At 61.7% G+C, this 23284-nt stretch carries 20 protein-coding genes and 1 tRNA gene; 15 read left to right on the top strand and 6 right to left on the bottom strand.

Annotation, left to right across the window (positions count from 1 at the left end; all coding sequences use genetic code 11):
• Positions 1-126 precede the first annotated feature (126 nt).
• The 7 genes from cpdR (at position 127) to NAP1_RS06895 (ending at position 6656) form a co-directional block, all read left to right on the top strand.
• Positions 127-516, top strand: a complete 390-nt coding sequence (gene cpdR / locus NAP1_RS06865; protein ID WP_007164528.1) for a cell cycle two-component system response regulator CpdR — start codon at positions 127-129, stop codon at positions 514-516.
• A 110-nt stretch (positions 517-626) separates the two neighbouring features.
• Positions 627-701, top strand: a tRNA-Val gene (locus NAP1_RS06870).
• A gap of 81 nt (positions 702-782) precedes the next feature.
• Entirely contained in the window at positions 783-1475 is a 693-nt protein-coding gene (locus tag NAP1_RS06875) for an SDR family oxidoreductase (RefSeq protein WP_007164529.1), read from the top strand.
• Positions 1476-1661: 186 nt separating this feature from the next.
• On the top strand, positions 1662-2882 hold the full coding sequence (locus NAP1_RS06880; protein WP_007164530.1) for an NADP-dependent isocitrate dehydrogenase: 1221 nt from the start codon (positions 1662-1664) through the stop codon (positions 2880-2882).
• 101 nt (positions 2883-2983) lie between these two features.
• Entirely contained in the window at positions 2984-4627 is a 1644-nt protein-coding gene (locus tag NAP1_RS06885; protein WP_007164531.1) for a bifunctional GNAT family N-acetyltransferase/carbon-nitrogen hydrolase family protein, read from the top strand.
• A gap of 31 nt (positions 4628-4658) precedes the next feature.
• Entirely contained in the window at positions 4659-6422 is a 1764-nt protein-coding gene (locus tag NAP1_RS06890) for a cation:proton antiporter (protein WP_007164532.1), read from the top strand.
• 48 nt (positions 6423-6470) lie between these two features.
• Positions 6471-6656, top strand: a complete 186-nt coding sequence (locus tag NAP1_RS06895) for a hypothetical protein (protein WP_007164533.1) — start codon at positions 6471-6473, stop codon at positions 6654-6656.
• 3 nt (positions 6657-6659) lie between these two features.
• On the opposite strand, the gene alaS is transcribed toward NAP1_RS06895, so the two are convergent.
• From alaS to smpB, 5 genes are all read right to left on the bottom strand, one after another.
• Positions 6660-9323, bottom strand: coding sequence for an alanine--tRNA ligase (gene alaS, locus NAP1_RS06900; RefSeq protein WP_007164534.1), 2664 nt, complete (start codon positions 9321-9323; stop codon positions 6660-6662).
• Positions 9324-9609: 286 nt separating this feature from the next.
• Complete coding sequence (gene recA, locus NAP1_RS06905; protein WP_007164535.1) at positions 9610-10674, bottom strand: recombinase RecA; 1065 nt, start codon at positions 10672-10674, stop codon at positions 9610-9612.
• 163 nt (positions 10675-10837) lie between these two features.
• On the bottom strand, positions 10838-13345 hold the full coding sequence (locus NAP1_RS06910) for a response regulator (RefSeq protein WP_241761190.1): 2508 nt from the start codon (positions 13343-13345) through the stop codon (positions 10838-10840).
• Positions 13346-13419: 74 nt separating this feature from the next.
• The gene (locus NAP1_RS06915; protein ID WP_007164537.1) at positions 13420-13953 is read right to left on the bottom strand and encodes a DUF2062 domain-containing protein; all 534 of its coding nucleotides are present in this window, start codon (positions 13951-13953) and stop codon (positions 13420-13422) included.
• Between the two features lie 241 nt (positions 13954-14194).
• Positions 14195-14677: an SsrA-binding protein SmpB gene (smpB, locus tag NAP1_RS06920; RefSeq protein WP_040464805.1), complete on the bottom strand. Its 483-nt coding sequence runs from the start codon at positions 14675-14677 to the stop codon at positions 14195-14197.
• Positions 14678-14765: 88 nt separating this feature from the next.
• Here smpB and NAP1_RS06925 point away from each other — a divergent pair, with 88 nt between their 5' ends.
• Positions 14766-15836: a succinylglutamate desuccinylase/aspartoacylase family protein gene (locus tag NAP1_RS06925; protein WP_007164539.1), complete on the top strand. Its 1071-nt coding sequence runs from the start codon at positions 14766-14768 to the stop codon at positions 15834-15836.
• Here the strand turns inward: NAP1_RS06925 and dapA are convergent.
• The gene (gene dapA / locus NAP1_RS06930) at positions 15833-16714 is read right to left on the bottom strand and encodes a 4-hydroxy-tetrahydrodipicolinate synthase (protein WP_007164540.1); all 882 of its coding nucleotides are present in this window, start codon (positions 16712-16714) and stop codon (positions 15833-15835) included. The two genes, NAP1_RS06925 and dapA, sit on opposite strands and share 4 nt — an antisense overlap.
• A gap of 96 nt (positions 16715-16810) precedes the next feature.
• Here dapA and NAP1_RS06935 point away from each other — a divergent pair, with 96 nt between their 5' ends.
• From NAP1_RS06935 to NAP1_RS06965, 7 genes are all read left to right on the top strand, one after another.
• Entirely contained in the window at positions 16811-18790 is a 1980-nt protein-coding gene (locus NAP1_RS06935; protein ID WP_241761191.1) for a lytic transglycosylase domain-containing protein, read from the top strand.
• A 24-nt stretch (positions 18791-18814) separates the two neighbouring features.
• Entirely contained in the window at positions 18815-19297 is a 483-nt protein-coding gene (greB, locus tag NAP1_RS06940) for a transcription elongation factor GreB (protein WP_040464332.1), read from the top strand.
• Positions 19290-19769 carry an invasion associated locus B family protein gene (locus tag NAP1_RS06945; RefSeq protein WP_007164544.1) on the top strand — a complete coding sequence of 160 codons (480 nt, stop codon included), beginning with the start codon at positions 19290-19292 and terminating at the stop codon, positions 19767-19769. The genes greB and NAP1_RS06945 overlap by 8 nt, the downstream gene beginning before the upstream one ends.
• Positions 19766-20155, top strand: coding sequence for a VOC family protein (locus tag NAP1_RS06950; protein ID WP_199796966.1), 390 nt, complete (start codon positions 19766-19768; stop codon positions 20153-20155). The genes NAP1_RS06945 and NAP1_RS06950 overlap by 4 nt, the downstream gene beginning before the upstream one ends.
• 41 nt (positions 20156-20196) lie before the next feature.
• Positions 20197-21447: a 23S rRNA (adenine(2503)-C(2))-methyltransferase RlmN gene (gene rlmN, locus NAP1_RS06955; RefSeq protein WP_007164546.1), complete on the top strand. Its 1251-nt coding sequence runs from the start codon at positions 20197-20199 to the stop codon at positions 21445-21447.
• Positions 21448-21511: 64 nt separating this feature from the next.
• Positions 21512-22492 (top strand): acyl-CoA thioester hydrolase/BAAT C-terminal domain-containing protein, encoded by a 981-nt coding sequence (locus NAP1_RS06960; RefSeq protein ID WP_040464806.1) that lies wholly within the window; start codon positions 21512-21514, stop codon positions 22490-22492.
• A 32-nt stretch (positions 22493-22524) separates the two neighbouring features.
• The gene (locus NAP1_RS06965; RefSeq protein ID WP_007164548.1) at positions 22525-23121 is read left to right on the top strand and encodes a bifunctional 2-polyprenyl-6-hydroxyphenol methylase/3-demethylubiquinol 3-O-methyltransferase UbiG; all 597 of its coding nucleotides are present in this window, start codon (positions 22525-22527) and stop codon (positions 23119-23121) included.
• Positions 23122-23284: the final 163 nt, after the last annotated feature.

Consider the following 23284-nt stretch of genomic DNA (forward strand, 5'->3'; position numbering starts at 1 on the left):
GACCACTGCGATGTGCCGATCACGTTAAGCCTGTGTGGTAACCCGATTAGGTTACCCGTCTCAAATGAGGGCACGCGGCATTCATGCCAAGGACTTCTTAAGCGAAATGCGGTAAAGGGCTTCGCCATGACCACAAATCTTGCTCCGCGAATCCTTCTTGCCGAAGACGAAGACGCAATGCGCACATATCTGGAGCGTGCGCTCACCAAGGCCGGTTATGAAGTCACCAGCGTCGATCGCGGCACCGAAGCACTGCCCCTTCTCGAGGAAGGCGAATTCGACCTGCTTCTTTCGGACATTGTCATGCCCGAAATGGATGGAATTGAACTCGCGCAGCGTTGCGCGGAAGTTAGCCCGCGCACCAAGGTCATGTTCATCACGGGCTTTGCCGCCGTCTCGCTTCGCGCCAGCCGTGAGCAGCCACATGCCAAGGTTTTGTCAAAGCCGTTTCACCTGCGCGACCTCGTGCTTGAGGTGGAGCGCGTCTTCGAAGAGCAGGCGCAAGCCCAGGTCTGACATAAAATCGTATCAACGCTGCGCGAATCGCTTGCACTGGCGACGCGCTCTCGCTAATGCGCCGCTTCCCGCAACGGGCTTCGGCCGATTTCGGGATATGATGATAGTGTGGGCGTATAGCTCAGTGGTAGAGCACTGTGTTGACATCGCAGGGGTCGGAAGTTCAACTCTTCCTACGCCCACCATCTTCTCCCCTTCGATCCGCTGAAACCACGAAAGCGCCAAGTTTCTTGGCACTTTTCGCGCTCTCGTGAATTGGCAAGAGCATGAGCAACATACTTCTATTCGGATCGACCGGCGACACCGGCAAGCCTCTCCTCGAACAAACATTGGACGCAGGCCACTCGGTACGTGGCGCAGAACGCGATTGGCCGCGTGATTTCATCGAGCACGAACGCTTCGAAAAATGCGAAGCCGACCTGCTCGATGGTGACCTCGCGCATCTGATGGACGGCATCGACGTCGTCATCTCGGCTGTTGGTCTGGGCCGCGATCCGCAGACGTTGATCAACCCTCCCCCCCTCTACACCGAAGGCGCGGTCAACATGGTTGAAGCCATGCGCAAGACCGGCAAAAAGCGCCTTGTCGTCATCTCCGCCGCCTTCGCCGACCCGAAAGCCACCGTGCCGCTCTGGTTCAAAGGCGCGACCGCTGCGCTCGACCGGATTTTTCGCCAGATGGGCGAGATGGAGCGGGTCTTGCGCGTATGCGAAGATATCGACTGGACGGCAGTGCGACCCGGTTGGCTGCTCAACCGTAAGCGTACCGGCGATTATGAAGTTTCGTTGGACGACATGCCCAGAAATACGCTGCGCACCCGGCGCCCCGACCTTGCGCAATTCATGCTAGAATGCGCGCTTGAGGACAAACACGTCCGTGAGCGTCCCTTCATCGCACGCAAGGAAGATGTGAAGCTCGAGACACCGCCAGCTCTGATCGAGGAACTCTGGCCGTTCTGAGCCGGCGCGCTGTTGATGCGCGCCACCCAACTCCCGTTTCCGCTTTTGCATGTCGATTGCAACAAGTCGGGTCGCATTAGACCTTCGACACCTTGCGCCCTGCGCAGCCTCTGCTAGAGCGCTCGCAAGGGATCACATCAGACATCCTAACGCTCACAGACATTCCACAAGGATGAGGCGCTAGCCATGCAGAAAATTCAGGTCAAAAACCCGATTGTCGAACTCGACGGCGACGAGATGACGAAGATCATCTGGCAGTGGATCCGCGAAAGGCTGATCCTGCCTTATCTCGACGTTGACCTGAAGTATTACGACCTCTCGGTCGAAAAGCGCGACGAGACCGACGACCAGATCACCATCGATGCAGCCAACGCGATCAAGGAATATGGCGTTGGCGTGAAATGCGCGACGATTACTCCTGACGAAGCGCGCGTCGAGGAATTTGACCTCAAGAAAATGTGGAAGTCGCCGAACGGCACCATCCGCAACATCCTTGGCGGCGTTGTTTTCCGTGAACCGATCGTGATCGACAATGTCCCGCGCCTCGTACCGGGCTGGACTCACCCGATCGTCGTCGGCCGTCACGCATTTGGCGACCAGTACCGCGCGACCGACACGCTGATCCCGGGACCGGGCAAGCTGCGCATGGTCTACCACGGCGATGACGGGACCGAGATCGACCTCAACGTTTTCGACTTCCCGAGCGCCGGCATCGCCATGTCGATGTACAACCTCGACGATTCGATCCGCGACTTCGCGCGCGCTTCGATGAATTACGGCCTCGACCGCAAGTGGCCGGTCTACCTGTCGACCAAGAACACGATCATGAAAGCCTATGATGGCCGCTTCAAGGATCTGTTCCAGGAAGTGTTCGACGCCGAATTCGCCGACAAGTTCAAGGAAGCCGGCATCACCTATGAGCACCGCCTGATCGACGACATGGTCGCATCGGCGCTCAAGTGGTCGGGCAAGTTCGTCTGGGCCTGTAAGAACTATGATGGCGACGTTCAGTCCGACACTGTTGCGCAAGGGTTCGGATCGCTCGGCCTGATGACTTCGGTCCTGATGACGCCCGATGGCAAGACTGTCGAAGCCGAAGCCGCACACGGCACCGTCACCCGCCACTATCGCCAGCACCAGCAGGGCAAGGCGACCTCGACCAACCCGATCGCCTCGATCTTCGCGTGGACCCGCGGCCTCATGTATCGCGGCAAGTTCGACGACACCCCCGACGTGGTGCGCTTTGCCGAAACGCTTGAGCGCGTGTGCATCGAAACGGTCGAGAACGGCCAGATGACCAAGGACCTCGCTCTGCTCATCGGTCCGAGCCAGAACTGGCTCACTACCGAGCAGTTCTTCGAGGCAATCGTGCAGAACCTCGAAAAGGAAATGCAGAGCTGGGCCTGATCCGCTTTCTTAGGCGGAACAACGCCCGCACTACGGCGTAGCATCAGGGCGGCCTCTCTTTTGGAGCAGGCCGCCCTTTGTGCATTTGGAGACAAGCCTAAATGACCCAGACCCGCAGCAAGGCCCGGCTTGAAGTCCGGCAGGCCAAGCTCAAGGACGTGCGCGCCATCGGCGACCTTGTGCGCCGGGCCTATGACGACCTGCCCGCCTACACGCAGGGTGAGATACGCGGGCAGATCAACAACTATGCCGAGGGATGTTTCGTCGCGAAGCTCGATGGCAAGATCGTCGGCTACTGCGCTTCGATGCGGCTCGACGAGAAGGTCGCTCTCTCCGATCACACATGGGACGAGGTGACCGGCAACGGCTTTGGATCGCGCCATGATCCGACCGGCGACTGGCTCTACGGCTATGAATTGTGCGTCGATCCTAATGTGCGTGGAAGCCGTCTCGGGCGCAGGCTCTACGAAGAACGGCGCGCGCTTGCCGAGCGGCTCGACCTCACCGGCATTGTCTTTGGCGGACGCATGCCGGGCTATGCGCGGGCCAAGCGTCGCAAGAACAACCGGGCCGAGAACCCGCAGGAATATCTCGACCTGATCCTCGAGGGCAAGGTCCACGATCCAGTCTTGCGCTTCCAGCTTGCCAACGGCTTCGAGCCTGCGGGCATCCTCCCCAAGTACCTGCCCGAAGACAAGGCGAGCCGCGGCAATGCGGTGCGCATGGTCTGGCGCAACCCTTATGTCGATGCAGACGCGCCGAAGAAGCACCGCCTGCCGCGTGACGTCGAAGGCGTGCGGATTGCGACCTGCCAGCTCCAGGCGCGCGCGGTCGCGGATTTCGACGAATTCATGAAGCAGGTCGAATATTTCGTCGATGTCGCTGCCGACTATGAAAGCGACTTCATCGTTTTTCCCGAGCTCTTCACGCTGATGCTGCTGAGCGCAGAGGAGGACGAACTCAGCCCATTGGAAGCGATCGAGTGCCTGTCCGAATACACACCCAAGATCCGCACCAAGCTTTCGGAAATGGCGCTCGCCTACAACATCAACATCATCGGCGGCTCGCACCCCACCCGCATGCCCGATGGCGACATCCACAACGTTGCCTATGTGTGCCTTCGCGACGGGTCGATCTACGCGCAGGAGAAGATTCACCCCACGCCTAACGAGGCGTACTGGTGGAACATCAAGGGCGGTGACAGCATCGATGCCATCCCGACCGATTGCGGCCCGATCGGTGTTCTCATCTGTTACGACAGCGAGTTTCCCGAGCTTGCCCGCCGCCTTGTCGACGAAGGCGCGCGGATCATTTTCGTGCCGTTCTGCACCGACAGCCGCCAGGGCTACATGCGGGTGCGCTACTGCGCGCAGGCCCGCGCGATCGAGAACCAGTGCTATGTCGTGATGAGCGGCAATGTCGGCAATCTGCCCAATGTCGCGAACATGGACATCCAGTACGCGCAAAGCTGCATCCTGACCCCATGCGACTTCCCCTTCGCCCGCGATGGCATCGCGGCAGAAGCCTCGGAGAACGTCGAAACGCTCACCATCAGCGATGTGAACCTGTCCGACCTTCAATGGGCCCGGGCCGAGGGCACGGTGCAGAACCTCGCCGATCGCCGCTTCGATCTCTACCGAATCGAGTGGGACAGGCGCGTGGGCAACATTTCCGATCCGCTCGGAGAAAAAGTCGACACGCCAGCTGCTTCTTCGAGCGGGTCAAGAGGGCACGGTGGCGGATGACAGCACCTTTTGACACGGGTAAGTCCTAGCCATGGCAGGCGAACTTACCATGTCCCCGGTGATGCAGGATGCGCTGGTGATCCTCGGATCGGCAGGCATCGTGATCCCCGTTTTCGCTCGCTTTCGGATCACGCCGATCATCGGGTTCATCCTGATCGGCATCCTGGTGGGCCCATACGGGCTCGGGTCGCTGGTCGATCAGTTTGAGTGGCTGCAATACGTCTCGATCTCTGACCCCGACCGATTAACACCCTTCGCCGACTTCGGCATAATCCTGCTGCTGTTTGCGATCGGGCTCGAGCTCTCGTTCAATCGACTGTGGCAATTGCGCAGGCTCGTCTTCGGCCTCGGCAGCCTTGAGCTGCTGATCATCGGCAGCATCTCGGCTGGTTTCTTCGGCTATGCGAGCGGCATGGCGACCGAAGCCGCGCTCGCGCTTGGTTTTGCCCTCGCCTTTTCTTCGACCGCCATCGTGTTGCCGATTTCCGGGACCAAGAGCCCGGTCGGACGCGCAGCCCTGTCGATGCTGCTGTTCGAGGACATCATGATCGTCCCGATTATCTTCATCCTCGGCGCGCTCGCTCCGACCGCATCGGGCGACAGCGTGAGCGACCTCACGAACACCCTGATCCAGGGCGGGATCGTGATCCTCGTCCTCCTCGTCGCGGGGCGTTTCGCCCTGCCAAGCCTGTTCAGCCAGGCGGCGCGAACAAAGAGTCCGGAGCTGTTTCTCGCCGCATCCATGCTGGTCGTCATTGGCGCAAGCCTTGCCACCGCCGCCACCGGCCTTTCGCCCATCGTCGGTGCGCTCATTGCAGGCCTTCTGATCGCAGAGACCGAGTATCACGGCGAAGTTGAAAGCATCATGGAGCCATTCAAGGGCCTCGCGCTCGGCGTGTTCCTCATCACCATTGGCATGAGCATCGACCTGCGCGTGATCTGGGCCGATCTTGGCACCATCATGGGGGCGGTCGTCGGTGTGCTGGTGTTCAAGGCGGTCGTAACCGGTGCCCTGCTGCGCATGATGGGCGCGCGGCGCTCTACGGCGGCAGAGACTGGCGTGCTGATGGCGAGCCCATCGGAAACCACCCTGATCGTGCTCGCAGCAGCGACGAGCGCGCTTGTTGTCGACACCGAAACCGCACAGTTCTGGCAGATCGTTACGGCAATCGGTCTCACGATCACACCGCTTCTTGCCAAGCTCGGTAGAGCTATCGCTCGCCGGGTCGAGGCCGTTCCAGACCTACCCGACGATGACGACGGCGAACCGCGCACCATCATCGTTGGCGCAGGACGTGTAGGAAGGCTGATTGCCGATATGATGACAGCGCATGACCAACCCCATGTGCTGATCGATTCCGATCCCGACGTAGTCGATGCGGCCAAGCGCAAGGGTTATCGCGTCATGTTCGGTGACGCGGCCCGCGGCGATGTGCTTGCGCGGGTCGGTATCGCGGAGGCACCAGCGCTTGTGTTCACCATGGACGAGCCGGTGCTGGCACAACGCCTCGTAGCCAGGCTGCGTGCCGACCATTCCGAGTTGCTCATCGTCGTGCGCGCCCGCGATACCGACCATGCAGCGCAGCTTTACCGAGCAGGCGCTAGCCACGCCGTGCCCGAAAATCTCGAAAGCTCGTTGCAGCTCTCCGAAGCCGTGCTGGTCGATATCGGTGTCGCGATGGGTCCGGTGATCGCCTCGATCCATGAGAAGCGTGACGAGTTTCGAGAACAGCTGGAGGTCGACGGAGGGCTCAAGTCCCCTCCGAAACTGAGGACGTCAACGGTCGAAAATTGAACCAAGTGGGCAGCTTGCGGGTAATCCTTTTAGACAAAGGAGAAACCCATGACCAAGGATGTCGACCCCACCAAGCCCACGCCGAATGACGAAAAGTTCAAGCCGCAGAACGTACAGGACCCGCTGAAAGACCAGGCGCCGACCGATCAGGGTCGCGGCCACCCCGGTGATACCGGCGGCAACGATGTCGAACAGGGCAGCAGCGGCGTGACGAAGCAGACGCCCGCCGCGTAACGCTTACGCGCTTTCCAGCACAGACTTGACCGAAGCGATGGCCTCGGCGGCTTTCGAGCCGTCGGGGCCGCCGCCTTGTGCCATGTCGGGGCGGCCACCCCCACCCTTGCCACCAAGCGCTTCGACACCTGCGCGCACCAGATCAACCGCGCTGAATTTGTCGGTGAGGTCATCGGTCACGGCAGCAGCAATACTCGCCTTGCCATCATTAACTGCAACGATTGCGGCAACGCCCGTGCCAAGCCGTGCCTTCGCTTCATCAAGAAGCGGGCGAAGCTCTTTGGGGTTGAGCCCTTCGAGCACCTGTCCGCTGAACGCGACCCCGGCAACCTGCTCATCAGCCGAAGCCGCCGGGCCGCCGCCAGATCCGCCGCCGCCCAGCGCGAGGGCTTTCTTGGCTTCTGCCAGTTCCTTCTCAAGCCGTTTGCGCTCATCAAGAAGTGCGGCAACGCGCGCCGGGACTTCCTCCGGTGTTGCGCGGATTGCGCCAGCAACGGATTTGAGCGCCTCTTCGCGAGCGACGAGCCAGTTGCGCGCAGCATCACCAGTCAACGCCTCGATCCGGCGCACGCCCGAAGACACGGCACCTTCGGAGACTATGCGGAAAAGGCCGATATCGCCTGTCGCGCTGACATGGGTGCCGCCGCACAGCTCGACCGAGTAGTTGCGGCCGCTGCCGCCGGAACGCCCCATCGAGAGCACGCGGACCTCGTCGCCATATTTCTCACCAAACAAAGCAAGCGCGCCTGCCTCGACCGCGTCGTCAGGGCTCATCAAGCGCGTGCCGACGGGCTCGTTTGCGAGGATTTCGGCGTTCACCTCATCTTCGATCGCGACGATGTCCTCTGCCGATAGCGGCTTGGGATGGGAGAAGTCGAAGCGCAGCCGCTCCTGCGAAACGAGCGAGCCCTTCTGCGTAACATGATCGCCGAGCTGATTTCGCAAAGCTGCATGGACGAGGTGCGTCGCCGAGTGATTGGCGCGGATCTGTGTACGGCGCTCTGCGTCCACGTCGAGCTGAACGTTGTCGCCGACCTTGACCTTGCCAGCAGTGATCCTGGCTTGATGCGCGTGCAGGCGGCCGAGCGGTTTGCTTGTGTCGGTGACGTCCGCTGCCAAGCCGGTAGGCGTGCTGATCGTTCCGGTGTCGCCGGTCTGGCCACCGCTTTCACCATAGAATGGCGTCTGATTGGTGAGGACCACGACCTCATCGCCTGCCGACGCGCTGTCGACTTCGGCGCCATCCTTCACGAGAGCGACAACGGTTCCCTCACCCGAAGTGGTCGAATAGCCTGTGAACTCGGTTGCGCCTTCGCGTTCGGCGATGTCGAACCAGATTTCATCCGATGCGGCCTCGCCCGAGCCTTTCCAGGCTGCGCGAGCGGCGGCTTTCTGGCGCGCCATTGCTTCATCGAAACCGCCGCGATCGACGCTGATGCCGCGGGCGCGCAAAGCGTCTTCGGTCAGATCGTAAGGGAAGCCATATGTGTCATAGAGCTTGAAAGCGGTCTCGCCGTCGAGTTCGCCACCTTCAGACATCGAGCCGGTGGCTTCGTCGAGGAGCTTGAGGCCCTTATCAAGCGTCTTGCGGAACTGCGTTTCCTCGCGAAGCAGCACTTCCTCGATCAGTGACTGCCCGCGCTGAAGTCCGGGATAAGCCTGGCCCATCTCGGATACGAGTGCAGGTACAAGGCGATGCATGAGGGGCTCGCTCGCGCCGAGCAGGTGCGCATGCCGCATGGCGCGCCGCATGATGCGGCGAAGGACGTAACCGCGGCCTTCGTTAGAGGGCAGCACGCCGTCAGCCATCAGGAAAGATGTCGAACGCAGATGGTCGGCAATCACGCGGTGTGAGGCAGTGTTCTCACCGCTCGCAGGGACTTCAGTCAGGTTTTCCGATGCCGCGATCAGCGCCTTGAACGTATCGGTGTCGTAGTTGTCGTGGACACCCTGCATGACAGCAGCGATGCGTTCGAGGCCCATTCCTGTGTCGATCGACGGGCTCGGCAGATCGCGGCGCGTACCATCGGCCGCCTGATCGAACTGCATGAAAACGAGGTTCCAGATCTCGATGAAGCGGTCGCCATCCTCGTCCGGACTTCCGGGAGGGCCGCCGGGAATGTGCTCTCCGTGATCGTAGAAAATCTCGGAGCACGGACCGCATGGACCCGTATCGCCCATCGACCAGAAATTGTCGGCGGTCGCGATGCGGATGATGCGTTCTTCCGGGAGGCCGGAGATCTTGCGCCACAGGTCGAAGGCTTCGTCATCCGTGTGATAGACGGTCGCCGTTAGTTTTTCGGGCGCAAGCCCCCATTCCTTGGTCAGCAAGGTCCAGGCGTTGAGGATCGCCTGTTCCTTGAAATAGTCGCCGAACGAGAAGTTGCCGAGCATCTCGAAGAAAGTGTGGTGACGCGCGGTGTAGCCGACATTGTCGAGGTCATTGTGCTTGCCGCCGGCGCGAACGCATTTCTGCGAGGACGTGGCGCGCGGCCCCGGAGGTGTTTCGAGACCAGTAAAGACGTTCTTGAACGGAACCATGCCCGCATTGACGAACATGAGCGTCGGATCGTTGTGCGGGACGAGCGGCGCGCTTTGGACCTCGACATGATCTTCACTGGCGAAGAAGTCGAGAAAGGAGCGGCGAATATCGTTGGTCGAAGTCATGGATTGGCAGTTAGGCAATGCTTGCGGAAGCGACAAGCGAAAGGAGCGGTTCTTGCCCCATTCGGATCATCCCTGTTGCAGCACCGCCTATCCCAGCAATCGGCCAGTCCCAGCGCCCGATCTTTGCGCAACGAAAAACCGGCGCGGACCTGACGCTCCTGAATATAGGGAGCAAGGTACGCGCCGGTGTTCCGTTTCTCCGGGCGGCGGACCCTGAAAGGCCCGCACTTTGATCCGCCCCTCCCTCGTCAAAAGACGAGGTTTCAGCAGGGCGCCCGCTTGAGGATCAGCTGTCGGTATCCGCGTCCGGGCCCGTCATCATTTCCTCGGCGACCTCGTCGGTTTTACCGCGAATGGCGGCTTCCAACTTGTCGCAAACTTCAGGATTTTCCTTGAGGTAGGTCTTGGCATTCTCGCGGCCCTGGCCGATGCGGACGCTGTCATAGGAATACCAGCTGCCCGACTTCTCGACGATGCCGGCCTTCACGCCGAGATCGAGAATCTCGCCGATCTTGGAGATGCCTTCGCCATACATGATGTCGAATTCGACCTGCTTGAACGGCGGGGCGACCTTGTTCTTGACCACTTTCACGCGAGTCGAGTTGCCGATCACCTCGTCGCGGTCCTTGATCTGGCCGGTGCGGCGAATGTCGAGGCGAACCGAAGCGTAGAACTTGAGCGCGTTACCGCCGGTCGTAGTTTCGGGGTTGCCGTACATGACGCCGATCTTCATCCGCAGCTGGTTGATGAAGATCACCATGCACTTGGAACGATTGATCGACCCGGTCAGCTTGCGCAGAGATTGGGACATCAGGCGCGCTTGCAGGCCGACGTGGGAATCGCCCATCTCGCCTTCAATTTCTGCGCGCGGGACAAGCGCCGCGACCGAGTCGACCACCAGCACGTCAACCGCGTTCGAGCGGACCAGCGTGTCGGTAATTTCGAGTGCCTGCTCACCCGTGTCGGGCTGCGAGACGACCAGTTCGTCGATGTCGACGCCCAGCTTCTTCGCATAGACCGGGTCAAGCGCATGCTCGGCATCGACGAAGGCCGCCGTACCGCCGGCTTTCTGAGCCTCTGCAATGCAGTGCAGTGCGAGCGTCGTCTTACCCGAGCTTTCCGGGCCGTAGACTTCGATCACGCGGCCTTTAGGCAGGCCGCCAATACCAAGAGCAATATCGAGGCCCAGCGACCCGGTCGAAATCGATTCAACCTGCATCGCCTCTTTCGAGCCGAGCTTCATCGCCGAGCCCTTGCCGAAAGCGCGATCAATCTGTGCAAGGGCGGCGTCGAGCGCCTTTTGACGGTCCACGTCTTTTTCCTTCTCTACGAGCTTGAGATTGGTAGCCATCGCATGCACTCCTTCGCTTGCCTAGGGCTGATTAGCGAGTTTTAACCAGCCGGTTGGAGATGCCCGTCGAGCGCCCCCTGTTGGAGTGGATGTATACGGTTTGTTCCATAAGAACAAGAGTAGAACAGAACTTTTTTCACACGCCCTGTGAATGAGCAATAATTCAGGCGTCCTGCGCTGCCTTGGCTGCACGCATGACTTCGCCGACCTTGTCGCTGATTGCAGCGACGCTGAAGGGTTTGGGAATGAAGTGCATGTCGGGAATGTCGATATCCTTGCGCAAGGATTCCTCGGCATATCCCGACATGAAGAGCACCGGGATCTTTGGATGCGCTTTGCGGATTTCTCGCACCATGGCGGGCCCGTCCATTCCGGGCATCACGACATCGCTGACAACGAGGTCGAAATCGCCGTCACCTTCGATAGCGGCAAGCCCCTCCTCCCCGCCAGCACAAGGCGTGACCTGATATCCGGCGCGCGACAGGGCGCGTTCGGCGACGGCGCGGACCATGTCCTCGTCTTCGACCAGCAGGATCTTGCCGCCCACCGACCAATCGGAGGACGCCTCACTCACAGGGGCCACCTGCTTGCGCGGGACCACGCCCTTGTGGACCGGGAAGTAGATCGTGAAGCGCGCCCCCTTGGGCCGCCCGCTCGCATCGGTGGCGTTGTCAGCAAAAATAAAGCCGCCCGATTGCTTGACGATCCCGTAGTCGGTCGAAAGGCCGAGCCCTGTGCCCTTGCCCTGTTCCTTGGTGGTGAAGAAGGGTTCGAAAAGCTTGGGCAGGACCTCGGTCGGGATACCGCCGCCATTATCCTCCACGATAAGCACAGTGTAGTCGGCAGGCGGCAGGATTTCGGAGCCGAGCTTAACCACCTGGTTCGATTCCAGGCTGCGCGTGAGGAGCGATATCCGTCCCTGCCGCTTACCGCCCATCGCTCGCCCGTGACCGGTATTGGAATTGATCGCATCGCGCGCATTTACGGCAAGGTTCATGATGACCTGCTCAAGCTGCTGCGGGTCGGCGCGCACCGCACCAAGGTTGCGGTCATGCTGGACGTAATAGTCGATCTTCTCGCCGAGCAGCCGTTTGATCAGCGGGCTCACTTCGCTGACTACGTCAGGCAATTGCAGGATTTCCGGACGCAGGGTCTGCTGGCGCGAAAACGCGAGCAATTGCCGTGTCAGTGAGGCGGCGCGGTTGGAGTTGGCGCGGATTTGCTGGATGTCGTCATAGTCGCTGTCACCCGGCGTGTGGCGCAGCAGCATGAGGTCGCACGTCCCGATAATCGCGGTGAGCACGTTGTTGAAGTCGTGCGCAACACCGCCAGCAAGCTGGCCCACCGCCTGCATCTTGGTCGCCTGTGCAACCTGCCGCTTGAGCTGATTTTCTTCGCTGGAATCGGCAAGGCTTAGGAGCACCGCCGCTTCGCCCAGCCCGCGCACACCGGCAAGTCCCATCGAGACCGGTTCTTCCGAGCTCGAGGTCAGGCGCACGGCCATGTCGCCGCTTGTCGCAGGCCCGCGTCCGTGGCGGCGCACGGCGTCGGACAGTGCACCCTTGTCCTCTCGCACGACAAGGTCGGTCGGAAATGGCGGAAGTCCCCTTCCCTCGCGATCGACCGAGCGTAGGAATGCTTCGTTTCCGAACAGGAACCGTCCGTCGCGGTCTGCCATTGCGAGGCCGAGCGGCAATTGCGAAAGCAGCGCTTCGAGCTGCGCGACGCCCGCTTGCGACGCTCCGTCCCAGCCGGTTCCGATGCCGACGCCGCTGTCGACCAGCAGCATCATTGAAAGCCCTTCGTCCGGGCCCGGAGTGATCCCTGCAAGGCCCGGTTCGCTAAGCGGCACGTCGATCAGCGTCTGCGGCGTTCCGCTGCGCCCCTCGCGTGCGAAGAAGATGCGATCGCGTTCGTCGGCGCGCAGCAGTGAAACGAATTCCTGCCCGGCAAGTGTCGCAGCCTCGTCACCCGAAGCGCGCTCGGCAAATCCTGCGCTGACCGAGCGGATAATGCCGTCAGGTCCGGTGATGGCCGCCTCGATCCCTGCGCGGCTCAACATCGCGCCAAAAGGTCCGGAGAGGTCGATCTTGGCGAGCGGATCGCTTGTCGCAGCGATGATCGGAGTAAAGCGCCAGATGAGGTGGTCGTCGCCGCGCCCGGCGCGCGCCGCGCTGACCGACCATTCCCTGCCCCCCTGGCTATCAAGCGAAGCAAGGCTTGCATCGCCATCGCGCCACGCTTCGCGCGCGAGTTTGCTCATGGCTTCGAGTTCGGGGCGATCCAGATCAAGCGCCGGCGGGGCGCTTTCAGCGCCAAAAGCGTTGGTGAAAGGCGTGTTCGCGCAGACCAGCCTGTTTGCTCTATCGGTGATGGCGATGGCTTCCGCCGCGCGATCATCCGATGCGCCGCCACTTGCTTCGATCGCTGCGACGGTTACCGACCAATCGGCTGCGGCGACCTCCGCCTGCGATGGTTCGGCGGTGTAGCGTTCAAAGGCGAAGGCTGCGGCCAGCAGCACGATCAGGCCCGCCGCATAAGCGACACCGACGATCCAGTCCCCGCTTACCAGGAACACCAAGAGCGCGCTCAACAGCAGCCCTGCCCCCACCCCTGTCAAAAGCAGCGATGGCGAGGATTTTGAAGAAATGTCGGTGCTGGGGGCTTTCACGCTGGGTACGGCTCTTCGTCGATTGTCGGCTGCAAGGTGAGCGCACGAACGCCCGTCTCGAATGGCCTTCCAGCCTAGTTTGCGTCAGCGCTCAGGTCGAGCCGCTTGCCCATCACTTTCAGCCGTTTTGCCCGCTTGCGTGCAACGATAAGTCGCCAGATCGCGCCGGAGATGAGATAACCGATTGCCGACGAGACAACGGCGAGGACGACAAAGCCGACCACGGTCACTCCGGCGAGTTCGAAGAAGTCGACGAAGGACGCCCACCAGGTTGAGCCCGCCTTGGCGCTCGCGACCTGCGCGGCGGCCGCATCGATCTTGAGAATGAAGGTTCCCACCCGGTTTGCGACCACTGCCCAAAAGGCGATGGTGAACGGGTTGGTTACAAATGTGACGGCTGCGGCAAGAGGCACATTGGCCCGTGCAGGAAGCGCGAGAAAGGCGGCGAGGAATATCTGCCCCACCGGCAGAATGAATGCACTGAACAGGCCCAGAGCAACCCCGCGCGGAACCGAGCGCCGCGTGAAGCGCCACAATTCAGGCGACAGGAAACGGTGCGCAATCGGTGCGAGATACTTGCTGCGAGCCATTTCCTCGCGGCTCGGCATGTAGCGAGCCAAAGCGTGTCCCATCCAGCGGAACGGGCTCTGGAAGAAACTGGGAGAAGAGGTGCGCTGGCTGCTCATGACGACGGGCGCGCCTTGGCCTGCGTCTTCACGCAGTGCAAGCGTCCTTCGTTCAAGTGCCGATTAACCACCATGACCGCCATATGGGTAGCGAATGGCATCTGACCAATGGGTGAATTGACCCAAGCGAAAATTAACCGTGAAGCTTTGCTCTCAACGGCGATTACGCCCGGTCGCGCATGATCCGTGCCTTGTCGCGCTTCCAGTCGCGCTCCTTGATGCTGGCGCGCTTGTCATGCGCCTGCTTGCCCTTGGCTAGAGCGAGTTCGACCTTCGCGCGCCCCTGTGCGTTAAAGTAGATCGACAAAGGCACGAGCGTCATGCCCTTCCTCTCGACCGCGCCGAACAGCTTGTTGATCTCGCGCCCGTTCAGCAGCAATTTGCGCGGGCGGCGCGGTTCGTGGTTCAGGCGGTTGCCGTGGCTGTATTCGGGGATGTTCGAATTGATCAGCCAAACCTCGCCATCGCGCACTTCGGCATAACTTTCGGCAATCGTCGCCTCGCCAGCGCGCAAGGCTTTCACCTCGGTCCCCTGCAACGCGAGACCGGCTTCGAACTTTTCCTCGATCGCATAGTCGAAGCGCGCACGGCGATTTTCCGCGACGGTTTTCTGCTTGTCGAAAGTTTTGGGTTTGGGCCGTGCCATGGTGGCAGGCGAGATAGGCGCGCAACTTCCGCTTGCCAAGCGCGCGTTTTGAGGCGCAATCTCGCTCACCACAGGGATTTACTCAAAGATGCACGCGCCAAAACCATCCAATTTCGAGATCGGCGGAGAGACCATCGCGCCGGGGACCGAGGCCGATATCGGCCTGCCCATCACCACGATGGCGACCGGATACTCTTCGCAGCTTGCCGTGCGCGTTCTGCATGGGGCCAAGCCGGGGCCCACTGTGTTCGTAAGCGGCGCGATCCATGGTGACGAGATCATGGGAACCGCGATCATCCAGCGCATCGCCAACCAGCTTTCGGCGGAGGAACTGTCAGGCACGCTTATGTTGGTGCCGGTCGCCAACATCTTTGGCTTTTTGAGTCACACCCGCTACCTGCCTGACAGGCGCGATCTCAACCGCTCCTTTCCCGGCAACGCGTCGGGTTCGCTTGCCGGGCAAGTCGCCAACGTATTCTTCAGCGAAGTGGTAAGCCGCGCTTCGCTTGGCATCGACATCCACACCGCTGCCGTCCATCGCTACAACCTGCCGCAAATCCGCATCGCCGCCGGAAACAAGAAGCTGGTCGAGCTTGCGATGGCATTCGGCGCGCCGGTCATCATCGAAAGTCCGCTTCGCGACGGGTCGCTGCGCGCGCTCGCCGCCAAGGAAGGGGTCGAGATGTTGCTGATGGAAACCGGCGAGGCGCTGCGCTTTGACCGCTTTTCCATCGAGACCGGCGTTGCGGGGGTGAGCCGCGTGCTTGCCCATCTTGGCATGATTGAAGCCGATGATGGACTTGCGGAAGTCGGCGTTCCGGCACGCTCGAACAAGACGCAATGGGTGCGCTCTCCGCGCGGCGGCGTTACGCACCGGATGCGCAAGTCGGGCGATGCGGTGAAGAAAGGCGACCTGCTGGCCGCCGTTGCCGGCCTGTTCGGCGAAGAGCCGCTGGAAATCCTCAGCCCGACCGACGGCATCATCATCGGCCATGCAACCCTGCCCGTGGTCCATCAGGGCGATGCGCTGTTCCACATCGCCCATGTCGACCACCCTGAACGAGTCGGCGCCCGGATCGAGAGCCTCGCAGACGCGATCTATACCAGCGAACCCGAAGGCTTTGCCGAAACGCTGCTCGACGAAGACGAGGTGCTTTAGATCAGCCCCGCATGTTCAAGCGCGTCGTCGACTGCTTTGCGCGATGCCTCGCTCGCCTCGACAATCGGCAGGCGCACAGCGGGTGAGAACCAGTCGTGCACGCGGCTCAGTGCGTACTTCACAGGAGCAGGCGATGCGTCTGAGAACATCGCGTAGTGTAGCGGGAACAGGCGGTCATTGAGCTCACGCGCTTTCTTGAGGTCGTTTGCTGCAATCGCTGCGTGAAATTCCGAGCATAGTGCAGGCGCGACATTGGCCGTCACGGAAATAGCCCCCCTGCCCCCGGCGGCCGAATGAGGCAGCCACAATTCGTCATTGCCCGAAAGCTGGCAGAATTCGCGCCCGATCCCCATGCGGTGGTCCGCGACGCGCGATAAATCGCCTGAAGCATCCTTGATCGCGATGATCTTGTCCGGAAAGCGGTTGACCAGTTCGACCACGGTTTCGTCCTCGAGGTCGGTCACCGTGCGGCTCGGCACATTGTAGAGAACGATCGGAAGGTCGCAGCTCTCGGCGAGATAGCTGAAATGCGCGATCAGTCCCGCCTGGCTTGGCCGGTTGTAATAAGGCGCAACGCAAAGCCCAGCAGCCGCGCCCGCCTTCTTGGCAAAGTTCATGTGAAGCGCGGCGTTGCGGGTGTCGTTCGACCCGCAACCGGCGATCACCGGCACGCGTCCTGCGGCCTGTTCGATGCACACTTCGATCACCCGGTGATGCTCGGCATTGGAAAGCGTCGAAGCCTCTCCGGTCGTGCCGCAGGGAACAAGTCCCGAGCTGCCGTTTTCTATTTGCCAGTCAACAAGTTTGCGAAACGCGCTTTCATCAAACGATCCGTCGCGAAAAGGAGTCGCCAGAGCCGGAATGGAGCCGCTGAACATTGCAATCTTCCTGTATGACACAATAACTTAAGGCTGGGGCAATCTTCATCACCCGAGTAATCCTGTTAAGCGCCTGATAAGGAGCCAATCCGCACTATGTCCAGCATGGTCAGAAATTTGCTTTCCCGCCCTATTGCCATCGCGGCCCTCGCCGCAGCTTCCGTGGGAGCGCTTTCGACCCCTGGCTCGGCCATGAAAGAGAGCGCGCAAGCGACCAGCGTTCCCCAGCGCAGCAACCTCGTGGCGCGGGCTCCCGGTGAGATCGGGGCGGCGATTTCCCAATGGGAGCGTCTGACCGGAAACGGCGAGTATTCCTTCGCCGATTATGCAGGCTTCGCGCTGCGCTATCCCGAATTTCCGCGCATGGAGATGATCCGTATCCGCGCCGAGCGCACGCTCGACGATGAGGTGCCCGAGCAGGCCGATGCGCTCGCTTTCTTTGACGCGCACCCACCGCTTACCAATCATGGCCGCGCGCTTTACGCGCTGACTTTGGTAGCTGCGAACCGCGACGAAGCCTTTAACATGGCGCGCGAAGCGTGGCGCGGCGGTGACATGAGCGCCACGGCAGAGGCCTACATCCTTGGCCTGTTTGGCTCGCAATTCTCCGATGAAGATCACGCGGCGCGCATGGATGCCCTGCTCTGGCAAGGCGATGCCGAAGCTGCCGAGCGTCACCTCGTGAACCTTGCAGCGCCGCAGCGTGACCTCGCGACCGCGCGCATTGCGCTGGTTCGCGGAACCCTGCCGTCTGAAGCGGGCGTGCCGGTCCCTGCCGATGCGCAGCGCGATGCGGGCTATGTCTTCAACCTCGTGAATTACTACCGCTCGCGCCGGATGACCGATGCGGCGATCAATCTCCTCTCGAACCGTCCCGACTTCAACGCACCTGCTTTTGATTCGGCGGAATTCGTCGGCGACATGCTTGCGATTGCCAAGGCGGCAGGCGCGACCAGTTCGGTGCGCATCGCGAGCAAGATCGACGACCTGTTCGAAGAGGGAGAGGACATCTCGCAAGGCTCCTTCTCGCTGCGTGATCGCTACACCGACCTCATGTGGCTGGGCGGCACGAACGCACTCTGGCAGCTTGGCAATGGCGCGGCAGCTGCTCCGCTGTTCCTTCGCTATGGCGAGGCGGCTCGCACGCCGCTGACCCGCGCCAAGGGCTTTTATTGGGCAGGCCGTGCGGCGCGTCAGGCGGGTCTTTCCGAAGATGCGTCGCGCTACTTCGAAATGGCTGCCAAATATCCGCATTACTATTACGGCCAGCTCTCGCTTCAGGCGCTTGGCCGCCCGATGCCTGAGTTTGCCGAACTTCCCCAACTGCAGATCGACGCGGCCACCCGCGCCGAATTCGAGGCGCGCCCGCTGGTTCGCGCGATCCGCACGCTTGCCGGCAATCGCCGCGACTGGCGGACCGAGCGCCGCTTTTTCCAGGCGATCGGCGAAAGCGCGAAGACGCCCGAAGAGCTCTTGATGGTGAACCAGCTCGCCGCTGAAACGGGCCTTGAAGAAATGGCGGTCGTCGTCGGAATGGAAGCGGGCGCAAACGGGCTTTCGGGCTATGAGCGGATCGGCTTCCCGACCGTCCCCACCCCGCGCGTCAACGACTGGACGATGGTTCACGCCATCGCCCGTCAGGAAAGCGAGTTCGACCGCACCCGTCGCAGCCACGCAAACGCGATCGGCATGATGCAGCTTCTGCGCAGCACCGCTCGCGAAGAAGCGGGCATTCTTGGCATCCAGTATATGAGCGCGGACCTCACCGAGGATCCGCAATACAATATCCGCCTTGGCGATGCGCACTTTGCCCGCCGGATGGACCTGTATGGCGGTGCCTACCCGCTTGCGATTGCGTCCTACAACGCAGGGCCGGGGCGCGTGCGTCAGTGGCTCGCGCTGAATGGCGACCCGCGCCGGGGCGAGATCGACTGGGTCGAATGGATCGAGAAGATCCCCGCCAATTTCGAGACGCGCTATTACGTCATGCGCGTGATCGGCAATGCGGTTAGCTATTCGCACATGTATCCAGAGCAAGCGGGGCTGCCGCGCACGGTCGACACTTTTCTTCCGTAAAGCCTTCGCGCTAAAAGTGGCGTCATGGCTTCAAAACCCGGCCCTCCGATAACGCCCGCTGGCATGGCTGCGCTCAAGGCGCGCTATGACCATTTGCTCGGCACCGAACGCCCTGAGATTGTCGAGATCGTCAGTTGGGCGGCGGGCAATGGCGACCGCTCGGAAAACGGCGACTACATCTATGGCCGCAAGCGCATGCGCGAGATCGACCGCGAGCTGGGCTACCTGTCGCGCCGGATGAAAGCGTGCCGCGTGGTCGATCCGGCCAACCAGCCGGACCGCAGCCGCGTATTCTTCGGCGCGACGGTCGAGCTTGCCGACGAGGACGACGAGCGCCGCACTGTTACTATCGTTGGGGACGATGAACAGGACGCGGGCAAGGGCCTCGTCGGGTGGTCTTCTCCCATCGCCAAGGCGCTGAAAGGCGCATCTGTCGGGGATTTGCGCATCGTAAAGCTTCCCGGCGGGCTCAAGGAGTGGGAAGTCATGGGAATAGACTATGACTAGGTTTGCCCTCCCCCTGCTAGCCTTCGGCCTCATCGCCTCGCCTCTCGCTGCGAAAGACAGCCTCGGCGTCTATTCCAGCTGGGCCGCGTTTCGCGATGACAGCCCTGCGCGCTGCTACGCCATTGCCAAGCCGACCCGCAGCAACGAAGCGGGGCCCTTCGCCAGCATCGCAAGCTGGCCGCGCCAGAACATCCGCACACAGCTTCACATTCAGCTGTCCCGCCCCGCACGAGAGGGGAGCGATGTGCGCCTGACCATCGGGTCCGAGCGCTTCACCCTCGCCGCTAATGGCCGCAACGCCTGGGCGCAGGATGCGCGCATGGATGCAAGCGTCGTCGCCGCGCTTCGCTCCGCCACACGCATGAGCGTGTCGGCGCGTGACGAGCAAGGGAGGCGCTTTACCGACCGATACGATCTTGCAGGCGTCGCGACCGCTATCGATGCCGCCGTCGTCGGATGCGCGTCGCGGTGAGCGAGAAGCCTTCGATCACCGGCATGAGCTTCGTGCTTGCCGTACCCGACGCGATGGCGACTGCGCGCTGGTGGATCGACGTGATGAAGTTCGACGCCCTGCGCGATCTTGGCGGTTGGGTTTTCGTGAAGCGCGGGCCTTGCATGATCATGCTTGGTTCCTGCCCCGATGCGCATCCGGTCCCCGACCTCGGCGACCACCAGTATTTCGGCTATATCGAGTTCAACGACATCGACGCCTATTTCGCCGAAATCGACCGCGAAAAGGCCGACATTCTGAAAGAGCCGCGCACCGAGGAATGGGACATGCGCGAATTTGCCGTGCGCACGCCTGACGGGCACCGCGTCATGTTCGGACAGGACCTCACCAGTCACCCGATGAGCTGACTGGTCAAATCGCACTCGCGCCCTTATATGCGCGCTCAATCATGGCAGACACGACACTCATGACCATCCCCGGGCAGGTGGACCCGGTTCCCGTCGCGCGTGACATCACGCCGCGCGCCGATGGTCGTATCGACCTTATCGGCCTCCCCCGCCCGCGCATCCGCGAGTTGTTCGCCGAAGCGGGTCTTGACGAGCGTCAGGCGAAGCTGCGCGCCAAGCAGGTGTTTCACTGGCTCTACCATCGCGGCGTCACCGACTTCGAGGCGATGACCGACATCTCGAAAACCATGCGCCCGTGGCTTGCCGAGCGGTTCGTGATCGGTCGCCCCAACATCGTCGAAGCGCAGCATTCCTCTGACGGTACGCGCAAGTGGCTGCTCCAGACCGATGACGGCCACGATTTCGAGATGGTCTTCATCCCGGACGCCGACCGCGGCACGCTGTGCGTGTCGAGCCAGGTCGGCTGCACGCTGAACTGCACCTTCTGCCACACCGGCACGATGCGCCTCGTTCGCAACCTCACGCCGGGCGAGATCGTCGGTCAGGTCATGCTTGCTCGCGATGCCCTCGGCGAGTGGCCCAAGGGTGTTATGGACGGTTTGGATGAGGCCGAGGATGTCGGCCACTACACCGCCGATGGCCGCCTGCTTACCAACATCGTGATGATGGGCATGGGCGAGCCGCTCTACAATTTCGACCATGTGCGCGATGCGCTCAACCTCGTGATGGACGGCGACGGGCTTGCACTGTCGAAGCGTCGCATCACGCTTTCCACCAGCGGGGTCGTCCCGGCGATGGAGCGCTGCGGCGAGGAAATCGGGGTCAATCTCGCGGTTTCACTCCACGCCGTGACCAAGGACGTGCGCGACGAGATCGTGCCGCTCAACAAGAAGTACGGCATCGAGGAACTGCTTCAGGCCTGCGCCGATTATCCCGGCGCCTCCAACGCGCGGCGCATCACGTTCGAATATGTGATGCTCAAGGACAAGAACGATTCGGACGAAGACGCGCGTGAGCTTGTTCGCCTGCTCAGGAAGTTCGACCTGCCTGCAAAGGTCAACCTCATCCCGTTCAATCCGTGGCCGGGTGCGAATTACGAATGTTCGACGCCCGAACGGATCAAGGCGTTTTCGAACATCGTGTTCGAAGGCGGTATCAGCGCGCCTGTTCGCACTCCGCGCGGACGCGACATTGACGCCGCGTGCGGGCAGCTGAAAACGGCTGCGCAGAAGAAGAGCCGCGCCGAGCGCGACCGTGAGGCCGCAGCCGCCGCGCTCGCGAGCGAGGACTGATCCGCATCTCAATGTGGCTCTTCCTCGTAGCTTTGCCCGGTGAGGGATGAAGGAGAGAGCCGACATGACTATCCGCACCGCCATCTGTGGTCTTACACTCGCGGCCGCTGCGCTGCCCCTCACGTTGCCGCTGGGTTCTGCGCTAGCGCAGGACGCCGCGCCTACCAGTGAGCTTCCCGAGATTGCCGTTGGCGACTCGATGCCCGGCTCGTTCTTCATCGCACCCGAAGGCGAAGGCCCCTTCCCCGCGATCATCCTGCTTGGCGGGAGCGAAGGCGGCGACCGCGCCGCGCGCAACCTTGCACCGCGCTTCCTCGCCGAAGGATACGCGGTCTTCGGCATGCCCTATTACTCGCCCGCCTGGGCTGACAATCCGCAGCAATTCCCCGGCCTGCCTCGCGCATTTGCCGACATTCCCGTCGACCGTGCAGAAACAGCGCTGCAATGGCTTGCCGAACGAGACGATGTGCGCGCAAACGATATTGGCATCTACGGCGTCTCGAAGGGTGCGGAATTAGCCCTCCTCGCGGGAAGCTATATCGACGGCTTTGCGGCCATCGCAGCCATCGTACCCAGCGATGTAGTCTGGGAAGGATGGGGCACAGGCGATGGCACCCGCCCAAGCTCCTTCAGCTGGCAGGGCGAGCCGCTTCCTTTCGTGCCGTATGAAGGCATGGGAGAGGAATTCGCCAACCCGACCGGTCCCGATGGCAACCCTCGTATCCGGTTGCCGCACGACAAGGGCCGCAACGCCAATCCCGACCGGGTGGTCAAAGCGCGCATCGCAGTGGAGCAGATCGACGAGCCGGTGCTAGTCGCAGGCGGCGATGCCGATCTCGTTTGGAACTCAGGCGAAATGGCCCAGTTCATCGCAGAGCGGCGCGCCGAAGCTGGCTTGCCGACCGTCAGCCTGATCTTCACCGATGCCGGCCATTACCTGTCGGGCGATGGCAGCCGCGAAACCGGCAACCCCGCCAATGGCGAGGCGCAGAAGATCATCTGGCCCGCTACGCTCCAATTCTTTGAGCGCAATCTCAAGGATTGATCCGCAGCCTCCTGGCGGGCACGACATCCGCCATGAGCACCGATCAGCCGACAATCGACCACTACGAAGCGAGCGTGCCCTATTACACGCTCGCATTCGACCGCTCGCACAGCCGGTTTCTCGACCGTTTTCTCGACCGGCTCGGTTCCGGTGCGCGTGTTCTTGAACTGGGCTGCGGAACGGGGCGCGACGCGGCGCGCATGATCGAGCGTGGCTTTGCGGTCGACGCAACCGATGGCACCGCCGCGATGGTCGCCAAGGCAAACGAACGGCACGGCGTCAACGCGCGCCAGATGCGGTTCGAGGAACTGGCGGCGTCGGCCGAATATGACGCGATATGGGCCCATGCCTGCCTGATGCATGTGCCCACCGACGCGCTGAGCGATATCGTCGGAGCGATCCACACGGCGCTGGTCCCCGGCGGGCTTCACTTTGCAAGCTACAAGCGCGGCGATGATGAATTCCGCGACGATCGCGGACGCTTCAATTCACGGGTCACGCAAGGTTATGTGGAGGAGCTTTACTCCGCTGCCGGCTTCGAAATCCTCGAACTTGCCCCGTGGCAGGGAAAGGGCGCGGACGGCGTCATGCGCGACTGGCTCGCGATCACCGCACGGCGTCCCGATTGACGGGCGTTACACTTTCCTACTGGCACGCAATGTGCTGCAAGGCTGGCATGAAAACCGTCGCCTCGCCCAATTTTCAAAAGCGGTATTTCGCGCCGGTTTCAGAGCGCACAGTTTTTGCCTTTGGACCGTGTAACATGCGGTCCACTTCTCATACGTCGCCCCT

This window comes from Erythrobacter sp. NAP1 (assembly GCF_000152865.1).
Lineage (GTDB): Bacteria > Pseudomonadota > Alphaproteobacteria > Sphingomonadales > Sphingomonadaceae > Erythrobacter.